At 47.3% G+C, this 20,853-nt stretch carries 19 protein-coding genes and 1 tRNA gene; 16 read left to right on the plus strand and 4 right to left on the minus strand.

Features of this window, described 5'->3' with window-relative positions; translation table 11 throughout:
* Positions 1–382: 382 nt before the first annotated feature.
* The 10 genes from OCV63_RS13070 (at position 383) to OCV63_RS13115 (ending at position 12,093) form a co-directional block, all read left to right on the plus strand.
* A complete protein-coding gene (locus tag OCV63_RS13070; protein WP_158364546.1) occupies positions 383–1,024 on the plus strand; it encodes a hypothetical protein in 642 nt (213 codons plus the stop codon).
* Positions 1,025–1,040: 16 nt separating this feature from the next.
* Positions 1,041–2,480, plus strand: a complete 1,440-nt coding sequence (locus tag OCV63_RS13075) for a DUF5677 domain-containing protein (RefSeq protein ID WP_158364548.1) — start codon at positions 1,041–1,043, stop codon at positions 2,478–2,480.
* 23 nt (positions 2,481–2,503) lie between these two features.
* Positions 2,504–3,571 (plus strand): hypothetical protein, encoded by a 1,068-nt coding sequence (locus OCV63_RS13080; RefSeq protein ID WP_158364550.1) that lies wholly within the window; start codon positions 2,504–2,506, stop codon positions 3,569–3,571.
* 31 nt (positions 3,572–3,602) lie between these two features.
* A complete protein-coding gene (locus OCV63_RS13085; protein WP_158364552.1) occupies positions 3,603–6,557 on the plus strand; it encodes a TOTE conflict system archaeo-eukaryotic primase domain-containing protein in 2,955 nt (984 codons plus the stop codon).
* A 393-nt stretch (positions 6,558–6,950) separates the two neighbouring features.
* A complete protein-coding gene (locus OCV63_RS13090; RefSeq protein WP_158364554.1) occupies positions 6,951–7,307 on the plus strand; it encodes a hypothetical protein in 357 nt (118 codons plus the stop codon).
* A complete protein-coding gene (locus OCV63_RS13095) occupies positions 7,292–8,545 on the plus strand; it encodes a S1C family serine protease (protein WP_158364556.1) in 1,254 nt (417 codons plus the stop codon). Before OCV63_RS13090 ends, OCV63_RS13095 begins: the two co-directional genes overlap by 16 nt.
* Before the next feature lie 149 nt (positions 8,546–8,694).
* On the plus strand, positions 8,695–10,122 hold the full coding sequence (gene clpX / locus OCV63_RS13100) for an ATP-dependent Clp protease ATP-binding subunit ClpX (RefSeq protein WP_158364558.1): 1,428 nt from the start codon (positions 8,695–8,697) through the stop codon (positions 10,120–10,122).
* Between the two features lie 3 nt (positions 10,123–10,125).
* Positions 10,126–11,106, plus strand: coding sequence for an acyltransferase family protein (locus tag OCV63_RS13105; RefSeq protein WP_158364560.1), 981 nt, complete (start codon positions 10,126–10,128; stop codon positions 11,104–11,106).
* Complete coding sequence (locus OCV63_RS13110) at positions 11,107–11,406, plus strand: hypothetical protein (protein WP_158364562.1); 300 nt, start codon at positions 11,107–11,109, stop codon at positions 11,404–11,406.
* A gap of 12 nt (positions 11,407–11,418) precedes the next feature.
* The gene (locus tag OCV63_RS13115) at positions 11,419–12,093 is read left to right on the plus strand and encodes an NUDIX hydrolase (RefSeq protein ID WP_158364564.1); all 675 of its coding nucleotides are present in this window, start codon (positions 11,419–11,421) and stop codon (positions 12,091–12,093) included.
* A 97-nt stretch (positions 12,094–12,190) separates the two neighbouring features.
* Here OCV63_RS13115 and OCV63_RS13120 read toward each other — a convergent pair whose 3' ends face one another.
* The 4 genes from OCV63_RS13120 to OCV63_RS13135 form a co-directional block, all read right to left on the minus strand.
* Positions 12,191–12,823, minus strand: coding sequence for a bifunctional 4-hydroxy-2-oxoglutarate aldolase/2-dehydro-3-deoxy-phosphogluconate aldolase (locus tag OCV63_RS13120; RefSeq protein ID WP_158364566.1), 633 nt, complete (start codon positions 12,821–12,823; stop codon positions 12,191–12,193).
* A gap of 18 nt (positions 12,824–12,841) precedes the next feature.
* A complete protein-coding gene (locus OCV63_RS13125; RefSeq protein WP_158364568.1) occupies positions 12,842–13,789 on the minus strand; it encodes a sugar kinase in 948 nt (315 codons plus the stop codon).
* Between the two features lie 185 nt (positions 13,790–13,974).
* Positions 13,975–14,268, minus strand: coding sequence for a hypothetical protein (locus OCV63_RS13130; protein ID WP_158364570.1), 294 nt, complete (start codon positions 14,266–14,268; stop codon positions 13,975–13,977).
* A 26-nt stretch (positions 14,269–14,294) separates the two neighbouring features.
* On the minus strand, positions 14,295–14,801 hold the full coding sequence (locus tag OCV63_RS13135; protein WP_158364572.1) for an aminotransferase class I/II-fold pyridoxal phosphate-dependent enzyme: 507 nt from the start codon (positions 14,799–14,801) through the stop codon (positions 14,295–14,297).
* Between the two features lie 373 nt (positions 14,802–15,174).
* On the opposite strand from OCV63_RS13135, the gene OCV63_RS13140 reads away from it, so the two are divergent.
* From OCV63_RS13140 to OCV63_RS13165, 6 genes are all read left to right on the plus strand, one after another.
* Positions 15,175–15,248, plus strand: a tRNA-Pro gene (locus OCV63_RS13140).
* 333 nt (positions 15,249–15,581) lie between these two features.
* Entirely contained in the window at positions 15,582–16,928 is a 1,347-nt protein-coding gene (gene glnA / locus OCV63_RS13145; RefSeq protein ID WP_158364574.1) for a type I glutamate--ammonia ligase, read from the plus strand.
* 46 nt (positions 16,929–16,974) lie between these two features.
* A complete protein-coding gene (locus tag OCV63_RS13150) occupies positions 16,975–17,523 on the plus strand; it encodes an ANTAR domain-containing response regulator (RefSeq protein ID WP_158364576.1) in 549 nt (182 codons plus the stop codon).
* 15 nt (positions 17,524–17,538) lie between these two features.
* Positions 17,539–18,402, plus strand: a complete 864-nt coding sequence (dapF, locus tag OCV63_RS13155; RefSeq protein WP_158364578.1) for a diaminopimelate epimerase — start codon at positions 17,539–17,541, stop codon at positions 18,400–18,402.
* Positions 18,403–18,448: 46 nt separating this feature from the next.
* Complete coding sequence (locus OCV63_RS13160) at positions 18,449–19,663, plus strand: LL-diaminopimelate aminotransferase (protein ID WP_158364580.1); 1,215 nt, start codon at positions 18,449–18,451, stop codon at positions 19,661–19,663.
* Between the two features lie 243 nt (positions 19,664–19,906).
* Positions 19,907–20,851 carry a carbohydrate kinase family protein gene (locus OCV63_RS13165; protein ID WP_158364582.1) on the plus strand — a complete coding sequence of 315 codons (945 nt, stop codon included), beginning with the start codon at positions 19,907–19,909 and terminating at the stop codon, positions 20,849–20,851.
* The last annotated feature ends 2 nt before the right edge of the window (positions 20,852–20,853 follow it).

Below are 20,853 nucleotides of genomic sequence, written 5' to 3' on the forward strand. Positions count from 1 at the left end.
CATAGCTGTGGCTTATTCACTGAGATATGAAAGGTTGAAAAACCTTGAATTTTCAATAAAAAACACTTGATTATATGAGGAGGAAAATATCAGGAGTTTGAAAAGAAAAAGGGAATGTCCCCAAGTGAATACTGTAAATCTGTTTTGAAAATGAAAAATGTGAAAAGTGTTGCGTTTGTTAAAGAATATTTTTCAGATATATTTGTGCTCGAAAAAAGTCTTCAGGAATACAAAAGATTATCTAAAGTTCGGAAAAATGAAAAAACAATATATGATCTGATTAAATAATAAAGGTTTTAATGGATCTAAGAATATAGTTTGACTTAATGAGGAAAACTATATCAAAGATGTTTATATTGTAGTGGATTGGAGTTGAAAAAGCATGAAAGTTTTTAAAGAAACAGGGTATATGGAGCAATCTGCACATTTTGGTTGGCAGAATAAAGATTTAGCATTGTATGGATTGAGAGAAGGATACAAAAATAGTGCAGATACTTTGGTGGAATATGTGTTACAGCACGGGGAAAATCCTAAAATATTGGATACGTATATTTTCCCTATTTTATTTTCATATAGACATTGTATTGAGATATCGTTAAAGCATATTTATCGAAGAGCCCTAGGGGAAATGCCATCAGGGGGTCACAATTTGTTGATTTTATGGGAAAATGTTAAAACTAAGGTTATAAATGAAATGATATGTTCAGAAGAGTTTTTGAAGTATATCAAAGAGTATAAAGAAAATTACATACATTATTCTCTTGATGGGATAAAATTAACGGAGATAAAAGCAATGTTAAAGGAGATACAGGAAGCTAACCAATACAGTGAAGAAATTAATCCTAGTAATAAACAAATAGATCAAAATGCAGAGGTATGGCGTTATTTAATTAGTACAGATGAAAATCTATTTTTTTCATGCGGACATACCATTGATTATACGGTGTTGAGAGATAGTATAAATCATATTTATGAAATTTTAACTTATTTGTATGATGTAGTAGATGAATATTTGAGTTGGTAAAATGGGAGGTTATTCGGTGGACAGGGTACAGCTTTCAAAGCACGTGAAGAAAGGGGACACATTATATACGCCATTTACTGATCCAGGAGGAATAGGTTCTACATTAAAATTATCAAGTTGGTCTCAGAAGAGCTTGCCAGAATTTTTATGGATAGGATTAATAATATTTAAACAAGGGCGAAAGCGTGGCTTAGAAAATTTATACAAAATTATTGATGAGTTGAATAATAATGAGATGTGTATTCCTCAATTTTCAAAAATACATAAGATGGAAAAAGCAAAGAAGGAAAAGTATTGGTCAATTGTCTTAAAATATGTTTCGGTAGAGGTATTAGCACCGTTTACAATCGTTGTAACACCAGATATAGATGATGTATTTTATAATGTTTTCTTTGATTCTGGCATGGAGATTGACAAGGGTATTTCGGAAATGTTTTCCATTGTTAAAGAGTGCAATAAGTTTCATGATGAGCTTACAACAGATATTTGTTTTGCAGTTGATTGGTTCTATGTGAAAAGAGGAAATGTATTTATTTCAAACAAAATAGATATACTTCCTAAAGCGCTAACTGATTACTATAAATATGAACATTTTGATGAAGAAATGAGAATGTATAGACCAGTAATCAGATCAACTTTTCAAGCTTTAGGTAATAGGGATTGCAGCAACGAGTTTTCGACGGTGGTATGGGAACGTTTGGGCGAAATATCAGAATGTAATCCATTGATGGTCCTGTGGAAAGAAAATGATGATATGATTTTTTATGAAAAAACAACAAAGGTTATGGATTATATAGCGGCAACTAATGAAGATAAAAAGATGGATATTAAGTATGCTGTTGTCATGGGAATTACGTGTTATATTTATAAGATATATAAAGAAATTATGGAAAGAAATTTACAAACAGATATTAGTGGAAGAATATTGTTTAGAACAATGATTGAATCATACATTAATTTAAAATATATTATGCTTCAGGAAACGGAAGTCCCAGATGTTTATGAACGATTTAAGGCTTACGGGATCGGAAAGTACAAGCTTATTATGGCAAAAATGAGAGAAGAAAAATATGCTGTTTCAAGCGAAGCACAGATAGAGCAAAAATTGATGGAATTATTAGTCAATGAGGATATGGATGAGAGCTTTGTTGATATGAGTTTAGGATATTTTGATAAAACCCAAATTAATAAGAAATTTTTAAAGTGTGATGAACAGATGTTATATGAAATGTATTATGAGTATGACACTAATTATACACATGGATTTTGGGGAGCTATTAGAGAATCATCAATGTTAATATGTGATAATCCGTCGCATAATTATCATACGATTCCTGATTATTACGCGGAACAGAAATTAAAAAGTGTTTATGCGGATTGCGAGATGCTTATGAAAAAAGTATTTGCTCTTATTTCGGACTATATTGAACTGCCAAGTTTTTATTTAAAGGAGTAATTATTTCTAGGAGATGATTTGCTTTGATAGAGAAAAAATATATTAATAAAATAATGGCTGAATATCTTTCAATACTCGAAAAATATGAGGATCCCATTAAAGAGTTCAAACAAGAAGATATAAAAAGATTTATAGGGGAAGTACGATTGTTCTGGTATCGAAAACGGAGATATATTAGGTATTTTATGGCTAATATAGAAAAGAAGGATGCAGTGGCTTATTTGGCTGGTGCCATGAGAGTAGATATTGCTACTGGGGGACATTTTGATTATGTATTGGTGGGAAAATATAGAATTGTCAATGAGCCTATCATGAAATTATCTACATTCTACAAAGGTACTGAAAAGGAAATAAATTTTGAATATACGAATCAATATTTGAAGGATTGTGTAGAGGATTTGTTATTAATTTTAAGGAAATATTCACGAGATTTTTGCGTCTTGCCAATAGAGCCATTTATTGCTTCAAATATGGAAGAATATAATTCAATACTAATAGATGCGGCAGAAAGAATGGTAGCAGCAATGTTTGGAATAGATGATTCTGAATTGAAAAGCATAATAGAATCGGAGTGTTCATATGAAGAAATAGAATCTAAACTTTTACCTGGTATGCGTGAAAAATTGATTTTTGTTTCGTGGAAAGATTCGCAATTGTCGTTGAGAGACAAATGTAAGCGATACTTGGAGGTGAATGGAGATGTAATGCCGGTTATAAAAGAGTTCTCGGAATCGCAAATATTTTATGCGATTGCTCATCAATATTGTATGCAGGGACTCGCAATTGCGAATCTGATGCATAACTATAAGATGATTCCGTTTATTAGAAATGATGTGACGTTTCAGTTTTTTGCATTAATTTTCTATTCAAATATAATGGATGATTTATCGAAGCATGATTATTTACAGGTTTATGTTCCGTATGTACTTCAGCGAACAATAGATTTTTCAGATAAAGCATATGATGAATTAGTTGATGTAGCTGGAAATGGAAAATTAGTAAATTATATTATTGATTATTGTGAAGAACAAAACATCAATTCCCTTACGGCGGAAGATATACTACATTGTGTTGACAGGTTCTATTACTAGTTGTTTAGAGAAATACGAAGGAAGATATTATATGAACATAGAAGCATACAATCTGGACACTCTGCGTAAATTAGTCCGTAAATTGGAAAAAGAAAATCAAAGTCTAAAAGAAAAACTGGATGAAGCCAATATTCCATATAATTCAGAGGATGTTTTCAATGAATTTTCCGAAGAAAACACAGAGTACGATCTGGATCAGGGTGGGAGAATTATAGAACGCTATATTACAGAAGATATGGCTAAATGGTATTTTTCTATGTTCTGGGGAAGAAATGATGTCTATGCGAAACGGGGAAGTAAAGGCGGTTATTTTCCGCAATGCAATAATCGGTGGAATAATGCCTTATGTCCGAAACAAAGGAAACTTAAAATGACCTGTGATGAGTGTGAGTACAGGGATTGGACAAAACTTACATTAGATAAAATAATTGCGCATCTGGTAGGATATAAAGAAGATGGATCGGATGTCCTGGGAATATATCCGCTTTTCCCGGATGGAACCTGCAGATTTCTGGTATTTGATTTTGATAATCATGAAAAGGGTGCGCAGGAAACAGATTTCGCGAATACAGACAATGAATGGAAGGAAGAAGTAAGCGCATTACGGAGGATGTGCGAACTAAATGGGATAAATCCGTTAGTAGAGCGTTCACGTTCTGGTCGTGGGGCTCATGTTTGGATATTTTTCAAAAAGCCGATACCGGCATCTCTGGCAAGAAATTTTGGTTATATGCTGTTGGATAAAGGCTCGGCATCCGTAAATATGAAATCATTTCATTATTACGATCGAATGTATCCTTCACAGGATGTGACAAGCGGTATCGGAAATTTAATTGCACTGCCGTTGCAGGGGCAGGCATTGAAAAGAGGAAACAGTGCATTTGTGGATGAAAGCTGGAATGCATATCCAGAACAATGGGACACATTGCTGAATCATACCAGAAAGCTGGAACAGAAAGAGATTGAGCAATGTATAGAAAAATGGAAAACAGAAAATAGGCCGCTGGAAAAGGGCAACGAAGAGAAAGTTTTTGAAAATAGGCCAAAGCCATGGAAGAGGAGGGAGAAACTTTCTGCAAATGATATTACAGGTAAATTACATCTGGTATTCAATGATGGTATCTATATAGATACTTTAAATCTCACGCCTAAAATTCAAAATCAAATCAGAAGTAGGGCGGCCTTTGATAATCCGGTCTTTTATAAAAACAGGAGACTGGGATATTCCAATTATTATAATTTCAGCACAGTTTATATGGGAAAGGATGTGGATGGATATATCCGTATACCGAGAGGCCTGAGTGAAAAATTAATAAGTGAATGTATGGATGCTGAAATTGCGTACGACGTTGAGGACATACGTGAAAAAGGTCGGCCCCTCCGAGTATCGTTTAAGGGAGATTTGAGAGTGCAGCAGGATTTGGCGGCACAAAGATTATTAGCGTATGACAATGGAATACTAAGTGCAGCTACGGCTTTTGGAAAAACGGTAGTTTGCAGTTATCTGATTGCGGAGAGAAAGGTAAGTACATTAATATTGCTTCAAAGCAAAGATTTGTTGGAGCAGTGGGTGGATGAGCTGAATCATTTTTTAGATATTGATGAAGAATTGCCCACTTATAGGACAAAAACCGGGCGGATAAAGAAGCGTAGTAGTGTGATTGGCGTATTACACGGAGGAAAAAATACGCTGACTGGAATCGTAGATGTAGCAATGGTGGGCTCCATATACGGCAAGGGTGAGTTCAACGAACTACTGAATACATATGGAATGGTGATTATGGATGAATGCCATCATGCGGCAGCGAATACAGCAGTGGAGGTCCTGCAAAAAGTAAATGCCAGATATGTGTATGGCGTGTCGGCGACAATAAAGAGGGATGATAACCTTGAGAAGATCATTTATATGCTTTTGGGGCCGGTGCGGCACAGCTTTACGGCAAAAGAGCGTGCGATAGAACAGGGAATAGAGCATTTAGTTTACCCGAGATATACCAGAATTGTTGATACACTGGAATCAGGAAAAGATGTCACGGCAGCTTTCAATGTTATAAGCAAGAGTAAGTTAAGGAATGAGCAGATAAAATCGGATATACAAGAGTGCGTTGTTATGGGAAGAACGCCCGTTGTTTTGACGCGTCAGAAAGAACAGGCAAAAATGCTATATGATGAATTGCAGGGAATTGCAGAATATGTATTTCTTCTATATGGCGGTAACACAGATAAGGCCAATAAGGAAATAAGAGAAGAAATAAAGAGGGTTGCACCGGATAAAAGTATGATTTTAATTGCGACAGGACAGAAAATAGGGGAAGGCTTTGACTGTCCCAGGCTTGATACTCTGATGTTTGCAGCTCCGGTATCATTTCCGGGCAGACTGGAGCAGTATGTGGGCAGATTAAACCGTGATTACCCGGACAAAAAAGATGTCATTGTTTACGATTATGTGGATTCACATATGTACTATTTTAACAAAATGTATGCGAAACGATTGCGGACATATAAGAAAATGGGTTTTAAGGTATTAAGTAATATGACGGAAAATAAACAATCCGTTCATGCAATTTACAGTTCTGACAATTATGTGGATGTATTTGAACAGGATCTGGCAAAAGCGAATCATAATATCATAATTTCAAGCCCGACAATTACAGCAGATAAGATGGAACGCTTTCTTTATATTTTAAAGCCACGGCAGGAGGCGGGAGTAAAAGTAAGCGTAATGCTTACAGATCCGGAATACAAATGTTATGGAAATGTAGATTTTTATTTGAATTTGATAGCGCAGATGCGGGCAGTTGGCATTCAGGTGACTCGGACAAAAGAAGATAAAGAATGCTTTGCTGTCATTGATAATGAGCTGGTATGGCATGGTGGAATGAACTTATTGGGAAAAGTCGATGCCTGGGATAATCTGATAAGGATAAAATCGGAAAGTGTGGCACAGGAATTAATGGGGATGATACAGGAAGAACTGCGACAATAGATAGGATGGTATAGCTCGGATAGAGCATCAGTATTAAGGCGAGGTTGAATAAAATCAATTTATAGCAAGAACATAATTCCAAAAGATTATTTTTGTAACAAGTATATAACATCCTCTGCTCATAAACATGCGGTTTTAAGCCATCCCAAAGGCTTAAAAACCGCATATTTTTTGTAGCAATGACTTGACATCCCCGGGGACATTGTGTGTTTTAGGAAGTATTCCCCAATAATTACTTCTTAAAAAGAAGTTTTAGCAATGGAAGAGATGCAGAGGGTGGAACGTCTGTGACAGAAAGTAATACAAATTTTATTCTTTGCTCACAGTTTGAACACAATTGCCTGCTACACTACAGAATAATGGAACCAAATGAGGAGGAAGGAGTGCATCAGTATGTACGAAGAAGAGAACAGAAATCTGTCTGAAAACCCGACGCCGGAACATGGAGCCGGAACAGACGCAGTGAATACAGAGCATACAGAAAGCAGTGCGGTGGAGAACGGCGCTGAAAGTAATGTTACGGAGAGTAATGTAACAGAAAATAATGCTGCGGAGAGCACCGATACAGAAAGCAGCAGTACTGAAAGCCAGTACCGCTACACCGGCCCGTTCTATGAGGATACCGATTATCAGAGAACGGAGAGACGCAGAGAAAGCACCGCTCATGCGGAGACAGGAAATGCCTCCTGCGGAAAGAAAAAAAGAAAGGCTTTGGCCGCACCATCGCGAAGACCGTGTGCATCGCGTTGATATTCGGCGTGGTGGCCGGTGCGGCCTTCCAGGGAACCAATTTTGTGGGACAGAAGCTGTTCGGCGATAAGGTGACCGCGGCTGACAGCCGGGATACTGCGGATGTCACAGATAACAGTACAGTGTCCGATGGGGCAGCCACAGAACCCGAGACCAACAGCAGCGCCGGTACGGAGGACAACACCGCTTCCGTATCCGCCATTGTAAAGCAGTGCATGCCTTCCCTGGTGGCCATCACCAATGTGAGTGTGAAGGAAGTCCAGAGCTACTGGGGCTTTGGCTGGTACAGTCAGCCGGAGCAGCAGGAGTCCACTTCCACAGGAACTGGTATCATCATCGGCCAGAACGACAGCGAGCTTCTGATTGTTACCAACAATCATGTGGTGGAAGGCGCCACCAACCTGTCTGTGGTATTCAGCGCGGATGAGGGCAAGGACGGATCTAATGCAGTGGAAGCGCAGATCAAGGGAACGGATGCGTCCAAGGACATCGGCGTTATCGCCGTGAAGCTTTCTGATATTCCGGAGGAGACCCTGTCTGAGATTAAGACGGCAGCCATCGGTGATTCCTCCAGGATGCAGGTAGGCGATCAGGTCATTGCCATCGGCAATGCCCTGGGCTATGGTCAGTCTGTTACCAAGGGCATCGTCAGTGCCCTGGACAGAGAGGTTACATTGCAAAATGACGACGGCAGCACCATCAGCAACAAGCTGATCCAGACCGACGCGGCCATCAACCCGGGCAACAGCGGCGGCGCGCTTCTGAACATGAAGGGCGAGGTCATTGGCATCAATGAGGCCAAGCTTTCCTCCAACTATGTGGAGGGCATGGGCTATGCCATCCCCATTTCCGATGTGGAGGGCATCATCGGCGACCTGCAGAATCTGAAGACACGTTCCACAGTGGACAGTGAGAAGATGGGATATCTGGGCATCACCTGTCAGGATGTGACCAGCGAGATTGCCCAGCAGTACGATATGCCGGAGGGCATTTATCTGAAATCCGTAGTATCCGGCTGCGCAGCGGACAAGGCAGGCCTGAAGAAGGGCGATATCCTGACCCGCTTCGACGGTGTGAGCGTCACCACCTACGACAGCTTACGTGGGCGGCTGCAGTACTATGAGGCAGGCGAGACCGTGGAAGTGACTGTGCAGTCTCCGGAGGACGGCAGCTATGTGGAGAAGACCGTGACACTGACCCTGAGTACCAAGGCTGAGGTGGAAGCTGCGAATCAGTAAGGATTTCCTGAAAAGAGAGAAGGAGTTGGACTATCCTATATGGACAGGTTCAGCTCCTTTTTCTAAACGATTTATATAAAATATGAAATTTTAATTCTTCCTACAAATTTGAAAATTATATGGTATACTGTTTGAAAAGGAGATTTCATATGCAGGATAAAGATTACTTAGAAAACGAAAACGAGAATACCACGCCGGACAACGTGGGACAGAATACAATGGACACAAAGGATGACGGACAGGAATATGAGCGTTTCTGCTTCCTCTGCCGCCGACCGGAGAGCCAGACCGGGAAGCTGATTACCCTGACGGACGGCATCAGCGTCTGCCCGGACTGCATGCAGAAGACCATGGACACCATCCAGAACGGCAATATTGACTTCTCCAGACTGCAGGGCGTCAACTTCCTGAACCTTTCGGATCTGCAGAACATGATGCCCAATCAGCAGCAGGTGAAGAAGAAAAAACCGAAGAAGGAGGAGCCCAGGCAGGAGTTCGATATCCGGACTATCCCGGCTCCCCATAAGCTGAAGGCCAGCCTGGACGAGTATGTCATCGGACAGGCTCATGCCAAGAAGGTTATTTCCGTGGCCGTATACAATCACTATAAGCGTGTGGCCACAGGAACTCAGGACGATATCGAGATCGAGAAGTCCAACATTCTGCTCATCGGTCCCACCGGAAGCGGCAAGACCTATCTGGTGAAGACCCTGGCGAAGCTTCTGGACGTGCCCCTGGCCATTGCGGACGCCACATCCCTGACTGAGGCGGGCTATATCGGTGACGACATCGAGAGCGTCATCTCCAAGCTTCTGGCTGCGGCAGACAATGACGTGGAGAAGGCTGAGCGGGGCATCGTTTTCATCGATGAGATTGACAAGATTGCGAAGAAAAAGGACACCCATCACCGGGACGTCAGTGGCGAATCTGTGCAGCAGGGGCTCTTAAAGCTTCTGGAGGGCGCGGAGGTGGAAGTGCCGGTGGGCGCCAGCAGTAAGAACGCTATGGTTCCCCTGACCACCGTGAATACCCGTAATATCCTCTTTATCTGCGGCGGCGCGTTCCCGGATCTGGAAAATGTCATCAAGGAACGTCTGAACCAGAAGTCCTCTATGGGCTTCCAGGCGGATCTGAAAGATAAATACGACAAGGAGCCGAACCTGCTGTCCAAGGTGACCGTAGAGGATCTGCGGAACTTCGGTATGATCCCCGAGTTTTTGGGACGTCTGCCGATTATCTGCACCTTAAGTAAGCTGGACAAGGATATGCTGGTGCGTATCTTAAAGGAGCCGAAGAACGCCATTCTCAAGCAATACCAGAAGTTGCTGGCCCTGGACGAGGTGGACTTACAGTTTAACGACGGGGCGCTGGAGGCCATCGCGGAAGAGGCATTGAAGCGGGATACGGGAGCCCGGGCGCTGCGGGCTATCATTGAGGAATTTATGCTGGATATCATGTACGAGGTGCCGAAGGATGACAATATCGGCCGCGTGACGATTACCAGAGAGTATATTGAACATCGGGGCGGCCCGGTTATCGCCATGCGGGGCGTGCTGGAGCTGGAGCAGCAGGACTAAGCGATGAAGGTAAAAAATCATTGCCTGAACCTGTGGAAGGGAGCGGCAGCATTTGCGGTGATCCTGATTCATTGTCCACTGCCGGGAGCTCCAGGGCGGATGGGGGAGGCAGTCGCCCGGTTCGCGGTGCCGTTGTTCTTTCTTATCAGCGGGTATTTCGCCTGTGACCGGGACACCGGGGTGATCAGGCGGCGGGCAGTGCATATCTTCCGACTGTATGTCGGGGCTGTGGCAGTCTATTATCTGTGGGCCGCGGCACAGTATGCGCTGTCTCAGCATACGTTCGTGGGAATGGCTGCGAAGCTGTTCCCGGAGGGCGGCAGGACCGTGCCGGAACTGCTGCTCTGGAACCGGACGGCCATGGCGCCTCATCTGTGGTTTATGGGCGCACTGGTGTACTGCTACCTGTTCGACATGGTGCTGGTGCGGACTCGCCGGGAAGAGAAGGCATATTGGTTGATTCCGGTGCTTCTGGCGGCCAATCTGCTGCTGGGTGAGGGCCGGGGACTCATTGGCGTCGCAGTGCCGGTGCGCTGGATCCGAAGTTTCTGGCTCACCGGATTGCCCTTTTTCCTGTGGGGAAGCTGGTTTGCCAGACAGGCGAAGAGAGAAAAGCTTGTGCTGCATACCGGGTGGCTTGTGGCCATCGTGGCAGCGGGCATGCTCCTGACGGTAATGGAATGCAGGATGACCGACTACAGAGAGCTGTACCTGGGAAGCCTTCTGACGGCGGGCGGCCTGTTTGCCCTGGCGCTGACGTCTCCGGACTTCGGGAAGGGTGCGGTGCTGACCCGGATCGGGGAACGGGATTCGGCGCAGATGTATCTCTGGCATCTGCTACTGCGCAAGATGGCTGCTGTGATTTTCAGGACAGTCGGATTATATGGAACAACAGCCTGTCAGATGCTGACGCCCTTCCTGGTGGGAGTGGCTTCGGTGGCTCTGGCGGAGCTTATAAATGTATTCACCAAAAAGGAGGTATAGATGATGAACAGCAATTTCTGGGACAACATTGGAAGAACCGTGACAGGAGCGGCGGACACTGTGGGACGCAAAGCCACCGAGGTGGCAGGTGTGGCAAAGCTGAAAAATCAGATCTACAGCCTGGAGCGCGATATGAAGCGGGATTATGAGGCCATTGGCAAGATTGTGTATGAGCGCTACGCGGCGGCAGGAAGTCTGGAGGACGAGCCCCTGCAGCAGCTCTGCGAGGAGATTGCCCGCAAGGAAATCTTGATTGACGAGTATCAGGGCGAAATCGACGAAAAGAAGAAAGAACTTTAATGGAGTAAGAGAATGAGCGAATTACTGGATCTGAGAAATGCGGATGGAAGCCGGACGGGGGAAGTAAAGGAGCGTGCGTTGGTACACAGGGACGGAGATCTTCACGGCACGGCCCATGTGTGGCTGGTGCGTTACCGGCCGGATAAGGGCTCGGCGGAGGTGCTGCTGCAAAAGCGGAGCGCCAACAAGGATTCCTACCCGGGCTGCTATGACATTTCCTCGGCGGGGCATATCCCGGCGGGGCAGGACTTCCTGGAATCGGCAATGAGGGAGCTTCGGGAAGAACTGGGCGTAGAGGCGAAGCCGGAGGAGCTTCACGAGGTCTTCACCCATGTGGGATATGTGGAAGATGTATTTTACGGAAAAAAATTCATCAATCATGAGTACAGCAAGGTCTATCTGCTGGAGTATACAGGCCGTGTCGAGGATCTGAAGCTTCAGAAGGAAGAGGTGGAGAGTGTCCGATGGATGGACTACCGCGCCTGTCTGGACGGCATCCGGAACGCCACGCTGAAAAGCTGTATCTTTGAAGATGAATTTGAAAAGCTGACGGCGGCTATCGAGGAGTATTTCCGGAAGACCGGACGGCCCCTGTCCTGCGCGGAGAAGACCGGGACCTGGGCTGAGGACGCCCAGAACGATCTGCAGGACTGGATCGAGGAACAGGGAATTTATCTGCGACAGTAGAAGAAAGTTAAAAAAGAACCTGAGAGCCCGGGGACAGAGAAAAACTGTCCGGGGGTTTCAGGTTCTTTTTATACACTCATGATTGTGATGCCAGGCCTTATCCCTGTACCTTAGTCAGGGCTGTGCGGCAGGCTTCGGTGACCTTGGCCCAGTCCTTTGCTTTGACAGCAGCGGAGGGCGTCATAAAGCTTCCGCCGATAGCAACCACATTGGAGAGAGCCAGGTAGTCGTTCATATTGTCCAGGCTGACGCCGCCGGTGGGCATGAAGCGGATGTCCGCGTAAGGCCCCTTCAGGGCCTTCAGGGTCTTTACGCCGCCATAAGCCTCAGCCGGGAAAAACTTGCAGACGGAGAGTCCGAAGGAGATGGCCTGCTCAATGTCGCTGGGCACGGCGGTGCCCGGTACGATATCCATCTGATGCTCCACACACCAGCGCACCACATCCGGCTGGAAGCCCGGCGTTACGATGAATTTCGCGCCTGCTTCTACAGCAGTCTGAGCCTGGGCTACGGTGTGGACGGTTCCGGCGCCTACCAGGATCTCCGGCACCTGTTCGGCCATGGCCCGGATGACGTCGGCAGCCGCGTCTGTCCGGAAGGTAACCTCCGCCACGGGAATGCCGCCCTCTACCAGGGCTTTTGCCATGGGAACCGCGTCAGTCGCGTCGTCCAGCACCACCAGGGGTACCAGTTTCAGATCAAAGATTTTCTGCATGGATTCACTTGTCATAGTTCGTATCCTTCTTTCCTAATGTGTATGGGTGTCCAGAAAGGCCTGAAGCTGTTCCGGTGTGGGAAGTCCCTCGTTATCGCCACGGTTCATGACTTGCATGGCTCCGACGGCATTTCCGATGCGGACGGCCTCCGGGAGGCTTAAGTCTTCGAGAATTCCATGGATGGTTCCGGCCGCAAAGCCGTCGCCTGCGCCCACGGTGTCCACGACTTTCTCTACCCGGAAGCCCTCAGACCAGAAGGAGCCTTCCGGTGTGGAGACGTAGGCGCCCTTGGAACCGCACTTGGTGATGACGGTCTTTACGCCGAGTTCCAGATAGAAGCGATTGATTTCTTCCGGATCTGAGCTGCCCATGAGGAGCTTTCCCTCGGCAGCACCCGGAAAGACGTAGTCAGCCCTGGCCGCCAGCGCGTTGATAACCTGCGCCATGGTCTCCTGATCCGGCCAGAGCTGGGGACGGAGATTGGGGTCGAAGCTGATGGTCAGACCGTGCTCCCGGGCCTTGTCCATCAGGTAGAAGGAAGCCTCCCGGGTACTGTCGGAGAGCGGTGGCAGAATACCGGTCAGATGGAGAAAGCCGTAGTCGTCAAAGGGAAGACATTCCACATCCTCCACCGACAGTGTGGAAGCGGCAGAGCCCTTCCGGAAATAAAAGATACTGGGATCGCCTTTGGACACCCGGCCCTTCATCATGAATCCGGTCGGACGGGTATCCGACCAGGAGACCAGCTCTGTGCCGATCTGATTTCCCTCGATGGCGCGGAAGATCCGCTGGCCAAAGGGATCGTGGCCAAGCTTGGTCATGTAAGCGGCCTTATTTCCCAGTCTGGACAGGCCGACAGCCACGTTGAATTCCGCTCCGGCTACGGCCAGAGAGAAGCCGGATACAGAGTCCAGAGGTCCCTCCTCCTGAGCAATCAGGAGTCCCATGGGTTCTCCGATAAGAATTACACCCTGTTTCATAATACTCCTTTCCCGCGCGAAAAACGCCCGAAGGCGTTTCTTCTATAGGAAATACTATGTTACGCGAAAGCACGAAAGTCATGCTTCCTATAGAGCAAAGAACCCTCCGGTGGATGCGCACTCTTTCATGGTAGTTCCGGTTACATCCAGATAGAAGAATACAGCGGCAATCCAGCCTACGGCCTCTACCGGAAGTCCGAATGCGTTGACCAGGATGACAGCGATAGCAAGTCCGCCGCCCGGAACGCCTGCGCAGCGATGGAGAATGCTACGCCCATCAGGGCAAACAGAATCAGCTGTCCCACATTGGGAGCAGTGCCTACGGCGTACATACCAAGCAATCGGGTAAAGACGGTTCCAAAGGGTGAAAGTACAGCCGCTTTTTCTCCGAATATGATACCTACTATAATACCAAGAACAGCGGAAACGAGCAATAGCACAGCAAAATTTTTAAAAATTTTTTTCAGTGTGTCTTTCATAACCAAATCCTCCTTCGTATAATATTTTATTTACAATATTCTTTTACATATTCTTCGATGAGATCCATGCCTTTCTGAATCTGCTCCAGGGAGGTAGCGTAGGAGATACGGATATAGCCTTCTCCGCCGGGACCGAAGGCGGTTCCGGGCACTACGACCACCTGCTTCTTATCCAGCAGATCGTGGGCGAATTCATCGGAAGTCTTATGGGTTCCCTTGATGTTCACAAAGGAATAGAAGGTTCCCCTGGGTGCTTTACAGCTTAAGCCCGGGATCTTGTTGATGCGTTCTACCAGAGTGTCCCGACGGATGCAGTACTGCTCCACCATATAGTGGTTGAAGTCCTGGGGCCCGGTGAGGGCCTCCAGAGCCGCATACTGATAGGGCATGGAAGCACATGCAGCCACATCCTCCTGCAGCTTGGTGACACAGTCGATGAGGGGAGCAGGTCCGGCAGCGTAGCCGACTACATGCCTCCTTTGGTTTGAAACGAAAAAGGAGGAGCATCCACATATATAAAATAATGGAATGATCCTCCTTGATCGCTATTTCTCGAAACTGCAGTATTTTGAAATTGGTGCTATTTTAGCACGGCGACGTTTTGAAATCAATATTATTAGACTATTTGCTCTTTTTATTACGATATAACAAAAACATATTTAAAAAGTAATGAATGAATTAAAATAATAATGCATACACAAAAACAAATAAAGCAAACGAAACGAGAAAAGGGGAAAATATCATGGCGGACATCGCTTTGTGAAGTGTGTTTGGCATTTTAACAGGATAAGACATGAAAACAGGCTGTAAGTGAGCCGATGAAAAAACTGGTGAAAATTCTTGAAAATTTTCAAGAAAAATCTTGACAAAACACAAAGAATATCATAAAATAACATATGCGTTTGACGGAGTATGGCGTAGTTTGGTAGCGCGCTCGGCTGGGGGCCGAGAGGTCGCAGGTTCAAATCCTGTTACTCCGATTTATGATATAGAAAAGGTCAGGATCTTAAGATTCTGGCCTTTTTTATTCTATAGGAAATACTGCGTTACATTAAAGCATGAAAGCTATGATTCCTATAGAGCAAAAAGTGTGTTACTGTGAACAGTAACGAGATGGAAAAAGGCCAGGAAAACTTTTGACCGAAAACATTGACAAAAAAAATCCCACCTGCTATATTTTTTACAGAACAATGACGTTCTCCAAGGGGAAAGTCTGCGAAAAGGGAGTCCCGTGGGGACTCCCTTTTCGTATTTATAATTAGAAGCAAAAGAAATACGCATTCAGAAACACTCATAGAAAAAGGAGAGAGTATATGAGTCACTATACAAAAAAAGATATCATGCGTCTGGTAGAAGAGGAAGATGTGGAGTTTATCCGCCTGCAGTTCACCGATCTGTTTGGCAATCTGAAAAATGCGGCCGTGACGGCCAGCCAGCTGGAGAAGGTGCTGGATAACCGCTACGTCTTTGACGGCTCCTGCGTGGAGGGCTTCCTGCACGACAACGACATGGACATGTTCCTGTGCCCGGATCTGGACACCCTGGCCATTTTCCCGTGGCGGCCCCAGCAGGGCAAGGTAGCCCGCCTCATCTGCGACATTCAGAAGCGGGACGGCGCGCCCTATGAGGGAGATTCCCGTTACATATTGGAAAAGGTATTGAAGGACGCGGAAAAGCTGGGCTACCGCTTCGACGTGGGTCCTGAGTGCGAGTTCTTCCTGTTCCACACCGACGACAACGGCAATCCCACCGTATTCAGCCATGAAAAAGCAGGCTATTTTGACATGAGCCCCATCGACCAGGGTGAAAATGTCCGTCGAGACATTATCCTGACACTGGAGGAAATGGGCTTTGAGGTGGAATCCTCCTATCATGAGGTGGCTTCCGCCCAGCACGAGATCGATTTCCGCTACGACGAGGCTCTTCTGTCTGCCGACAATATCATGACCTTTAAGCTGGCGGTGAAGACTATCGCCAAGCGCTTTGGTATGCACGCCACCTTTATGCCCAAGCCCCTGGCCGGCGTCAATGGCTCCAGCATGCATACGAACATTTCCCTGAAAAAGGAGGGAAAAAATGTTTTTGCGGATGAAAATGATGAGTACGGTCTGAGTCAGGAAGCCTACTGGTTTATCGGCGGCCTGATGAAGCACGCCAGAGGCTTGTCTGCTATCACCAACCCGCTGGTAAATTCTTACAAACGTCTGTTCCCGGCCCAGACTGGCGCGGGATTCACAGCTCCGGCTTATATCTCCTGGTCGCCCATCAATCGCAGCCAGATGATCCGGATTCCGGCCCAGCGTGAGGAGAATACCAGAATTGAGCTTCGAAGCCCCGATCCGTCCTGCAATCCCTATCTGACCCTGGCAGTCTGCCTGGCAGCCGGTCTGGACGGCATCAAAAATCACATCGAACCGCCGAAGCCGGTCAATGAGGATGTGCGGAAAATGACAGATGCGGAGCGCACGGCCCTGGGCGTCGAGCCTTTGCCTCGCAGCCTGGCGGAGGCTGTCACAGCTCTGGAAGAGGATGAGCTGGTGCGCGGCGTTCTGGGCGAGGAGCTCTGCAAGGGCTATATTGCGGCCAAAAAGCAGGAGTGGGAGAGCTACTCTGCCCAGGTATCTCAGTGGGAGACCGATCAGTATCTGTATCGTTTCTAACATACGCCTCAGGATAACGTAATTCGTAATTCCGGGAGGTGTAAGTGTGACGAATGTAATTGTATTATTTCCGAAAATAGAAGACGCGAAGAACATCCGCAATCTGCTGGTTCGTCACGGCTTCCGGGTTTCGGCAGTCTGTACCACAGGGGCACAGGCCCTGGCCAGCGCCAATGGCTTGGGCGATGGCGTCCTGGTCTGCGGCTACAAGTATCCGGACATGATGTACACGGAGCTGGCGAACTGTCTTCCGACCCATTTTGAAATGCTGTTGATGGCGTCCCAGAGGGTCTTGAGTGAAGGCGTGGGATCTGGTATCATGAGTGTGGCCATGCCGCTGAAGGTTCAGGACCTGCTGAATACGCTGGAAATGATGGTGGCAAACGCAGAGCGTCGCAGGAAGAAGCGAAAAACCATGCCGAAGGTGCGCTCTGACGAGGATCGCAAAGTCCTGGACGAGGCCAAAGCCCTCCTGATGGAGCGAAACGGCATGACCGAAGAGGAGGCTCACCGCTACATCCAGAAATGCAGCATGGACAGCGGAACGAACCTGGTGGAGACGGCAGAGATGGTATTGAGCATGATGAAATTCTAGGGAGGAAATATTTTGATGAAATTTACAAAAATGCATGGAATCGGCAATGACTATGTATACATGGACTGTACGAAGGAGCGTCTGGAAAATCCGGGCGAGATCGCGCGGCTGGTCAGCGACCGGCACAAGGGCATCGGATCCGACGGCCTGATTCTGATCCAGTCCTCGGACGAGGCAGATTTTGAAATGGCCATGTACAACGCGGACGGTTCCTACGGAAAAATGTGTGGCAACGGCATCCGCTGCGTGGCGAAATACGTCTACGACAACGGTTTGACTGACAAGACCGAGATCAGCGTCATATCCGGCGGTGCAGTGAAATATTTGAAGTTGACCGTAGAGAACGGCAAGGTGAAAAAGGTTCGCGTGAATATGGGCGAGCCGATTCTGAAACCATCAGAGATCCCGGTGGTGGGCGATGGCGACAAGCTGGTAGCTGTGCCGATCGTGGTGGACAATCAGGTCTACGAGATGACCTGCGTCTCCATGGGCAATCCCCATGCGGTAGTATTCCTGGACGACGTGGAGAACCTAAAGATAGAAGAAATCGGCCCCAAGTTCGAGCAGCACGAGCGTTTCCCGGATCGGGTCAATACCGAATTTGTAGAGCGCATCGACCGTAAAAACTTGAAAATGCGTGTCTGGGAGCGCGGATCCGGCGAGACCATGGCCTGCGGAACCGGCGCCTGCGCCACAGCCGTGGCGGCCATTCTGAACGGCTATGCCGAGCGGGACGTGACCGTGCATCTGCTGGGTGGCGACCTGGAAATCAGCTGGGATGAGACAGACAACTGCGTTTACATGACCGGCCCAGCAGCCACCGCATTTACCGGAGAATTCGATCCGGAGGAGCTGCGGAAAAGCATCCGGGAGCGATAACCGGGTTATTAATTTTTGTGCCAGTGGCACAGGAGGAGTGAATATTATGTATAAAGTAAATGAGAATTACCTGAAACTGCCGGGAAGCTACCTGTTTTCCACCATTGGGAAAAAGGTAGCGGCCTACTCTGCGGAGCATCCGGAGAAGACCATTATCCGTCTGGGCATCGGCGATGTGACCCAGCCCCTGGCTCCGGCCATCATTGAGGCGCTGCATAAGGCGGTGGACGAGATGGGCCATGCGGAGACCTTCCACGGCTATGCGCCGGATCTGGGCTATGAATTCCTTCGAAACGCTATTGCCAAAAACGATTATCAGGATCGGGGCGCGGACATCCAGCCGGATGAGATCTTTGTCAGCGACGGAGCCAAGTGCGATTCCGGTAACATTCAGGAGATTTTCGGCCTGGACAATAAGATCGCGGTTTGCGACCCGGTATATCCGGTGTATGTGGACACCAATGTGATGGCGGGCCGTACCGGCACCTATGATCCGAAGACAGAGATGTGGAGCGACGTGATTTATATGCCCTGTACCGCGGACAACGGGTTCGCGCCGGAGCTTCCGAAGGAGACGCCGGATATCATTTATCTGTGCTTCCCGAACAACCCGACCGGTTCCACGATTACCAAGGATCAGTTACAGGTGTGGGTAGATTATGCCAATAAGGTGGGCGCGGTCATCATCTATGACGCGGCTTACGAGGCTTATATTTCCGAGGAAGATGTGCCGCACACCATCTATGAGTGCGAGGGCGCGAAGAGCTGTGCCATCGAGCTCCACAGCTTCTCTAAGAATGCAGGCTTCACCGGCGTGCGTCTGGGCTACACGGTTATTCCGAAGGAACTGAAGTGTGGCGACGTGTCCCTGCACGCGTTGTGGGCGAGACGCCACGGTACCAAGTACAACGGAGCGCCGTATATCGTGCAGCGCGCCGGTGAAGCAGTTTACTCGGAGGCCGGCAAGGCGCAGCTGAAGGAACAGGTGGGCTACTACATGAACAATGCGAAAACCATCCTTATGGGCCTTCAGGATGCAGGCTACACGGTGTCTGGAGGCGTGAATGCGCCGTATATCTGGCTGAAGACGCCGGATAAGATGAATTCCTGGGAGTTCTTCGATTATCTGCTGGAGAACGCCGGCGTGGTTGGTACGCCGGGATCGGGATTCGGACCCAGTGGTGAGGGGTATTTCCGGTTGACGGCCTTTGGTTCTTATGAGAATACGGTGAAGGCATTGGAGAGAATTAAAGCGTTATAGGATGGATGATAGACATAGAAGGCCGCGGATTTCAGTTTTTGAGGTGTGATACCTCTCAGAAGTCAAAATCCGCGGCTTTCTGTGCACGAAGAATGTGAACGAAGCAGGGTAGATTGTGGAAAATTCCGGAAATTTTGGAAAGTAAAAAAACAGGGATTGACCTTTTACAAGGATATTGATATGATCGAAATATCAAAGGAAAACGGACACTTGTAATCTGAGTGCGGAGAGGTAGGAAAAGGTATGGATTTTATTACAATTGGTGAGATGCTGATTGATTTCCTTCCCGGACAGGAGGAAGGAAGCTACATACGCAACGCGGGTGGCGCGCCGGGCAATGTGGCAATCAGTGCAGCGAGAAACGGACTGAAGGCAGGCATGTACTGTAAGGTGGGAAATGATGATTTCGGAAAGTTCCTGCTGGATACTTTGCGCGAGAACCATGTGACGCCGCTGGCTCCGGAGATGACAGACGACGCAGTTACAACCATGGCGTTCGTATCCCTGAATGAGTACAATGACAGAAGCTTTACTTTTGCCAGAAAGCCGGGCGCGGATATGCTGCTTAGCAAGAGCGAAATTAAGGATGAGGATCTGAAGGACTGCCGTCTTTTTCAGGCAGGCTCTCTCACACTGTCTGCAGGCCCTGCTGTGGAGGCTACGGAGTATGCCATGGCCAGAGCAAAAGAACTGGGCTGTATGGTAGGTTTTGATATCAATTACCGCAATCTGATCTGGAAGGACGACAAGGATGCCTGCACCAGGAAAGTACTGTCTGTTTTGAAATATGTGGATTTTCTGAAGCTTTCTGACGAGGAAATTGATATGGTAGGCGGTCATGACAAGGTACCGGATGTGATGAAGGAGTATGATATCGCAGTGACTGTGCTGACATTGGGCGGCGATGGCGCGGAGGTATTTTACGATGGAAAATCCTATGTGATTCCGGGCTTCCCGGCCAAAGTGGCGGATACCACCGGAGCAGGCGACGCGTTCTGGGGCGGCTTCTTATCCTGCGTCCTGAATCACGGCGTATCCTCCGTGGATCAGCTGAACGCGGAGCTGCTTCAGGAGGCAGTCCGGTATGGCAATGTGAGCGGTTCCCTGTCTGTACAGCAGAAGGGCGCAATTTCGTCCCTGCCAACCAGAGAACAGGTAGAACAGTTTCTTGCGGAGCACAAAAACTGAGC

The organism is Laedolimicola ammoniilytica, assembly GCF_025567165.1.
Taxonomy (GTDB): Bacteria; Bacillota; Clostridia; order Lachnospirales; family Lachnospiraceae; genus Laedolimicola; species Laedolimicola ammoniilytica.

Bases quoted from the DNA above. Each gene is read 5' to 3' on its own strand.
- OCV63_RS13070 (WP_158364546.1), top strand. From the start codon at position 383: ATGAAAGTTTTTAAAGAAACAGGGTATATGGAGCAATCTGCACATTTT.
- OCV63_RS13085 (WP_158364552.1), top strand. From the start codon at position 3,603: ATGAACATAGAAGCATACAATCTGGACACTCTGCGTAAATTAGTCCGT.
- OCV63_RS13090 (WP_158364554.1), top strand. From the start codon at position 6,951: ATGTACGAAGAAGAGAACAGAAATCTGTCTGAAAACCCGACGCCGGAA.
- clpX (WP_158364558.1), top strand. From the start codon at position 8,695: ATGCAGGATAAAGATTACTTAGAAAACGAAAACGAGAATACCACGCCG.
- OCV63_RS13105 (WP_158364560.1), top strand. From the start codon at position 10,126: ATGAAGGTAAAAAATCATTGCCTGAACCTGTGGAAGGGAGCGGCAGCA.
- OCV63_RS13110 (WP_158364562.1), top strand. From the start codon at position 11,107: ATGATGAACAGCAATTTCTGGGACAACATTGGAAGAACCGTGACAGGA.
- OCV63_RS13115 (WP_158364564.1), top strand. From the start codon at position 11,419: ATGAGCGAATTACTGGATCTGAGAAATGCGGATGGAAGCCGGACGGGG.
- OCV63_RS13120 (WP_158364566.1), bottom strand. From the start codon at position 12,823: ATGACAAGTGAATCCATGCAGAAAATCTTTGATCTGAAACTGGTACCC.
- OCV63_RS13125 (WP_158364568.1), bottom strand. From the start codon at position 13,789: ATGAAACAGGGTGTAATTCTTATCGGAGAACCCATGGGACTCCTGATT.
- OCV63_RS13130 (WP_158364570.1), bottom strand. From the start codon at position 14,268: ATGAAAGACACACTGAAAAAAATTTTTAAAAATTTTGCTGTGCTATTG.
- glnA (WP_158364574.1), top strand. From the start codon at position 15,582: ATGAGTCACTATACAAAAAAAGATATCATGCGTCTGGTAGAAGAGGAA.
- dapF (WP_158364578.1), top strand. From the start codon at position 17,539: ATGAAATTTACAAAAATGCATGGAATCGGCAATGACTATGTATACATG.
- OCV63_RS13160 (WP_158364580.1), top strand. From the start codon at position 18,449: ATGTATAAAGTAAATGAGAATTACCTGAAACTGCCGGGAAGCTACCTG.
- OCV63_RS13165 (WP_158364582.1), top strand. From the start codon at position 19,907: ATGGATTTTATTACAATTGGTGAGATGCTGATTGATTTCCTTCCCGGA.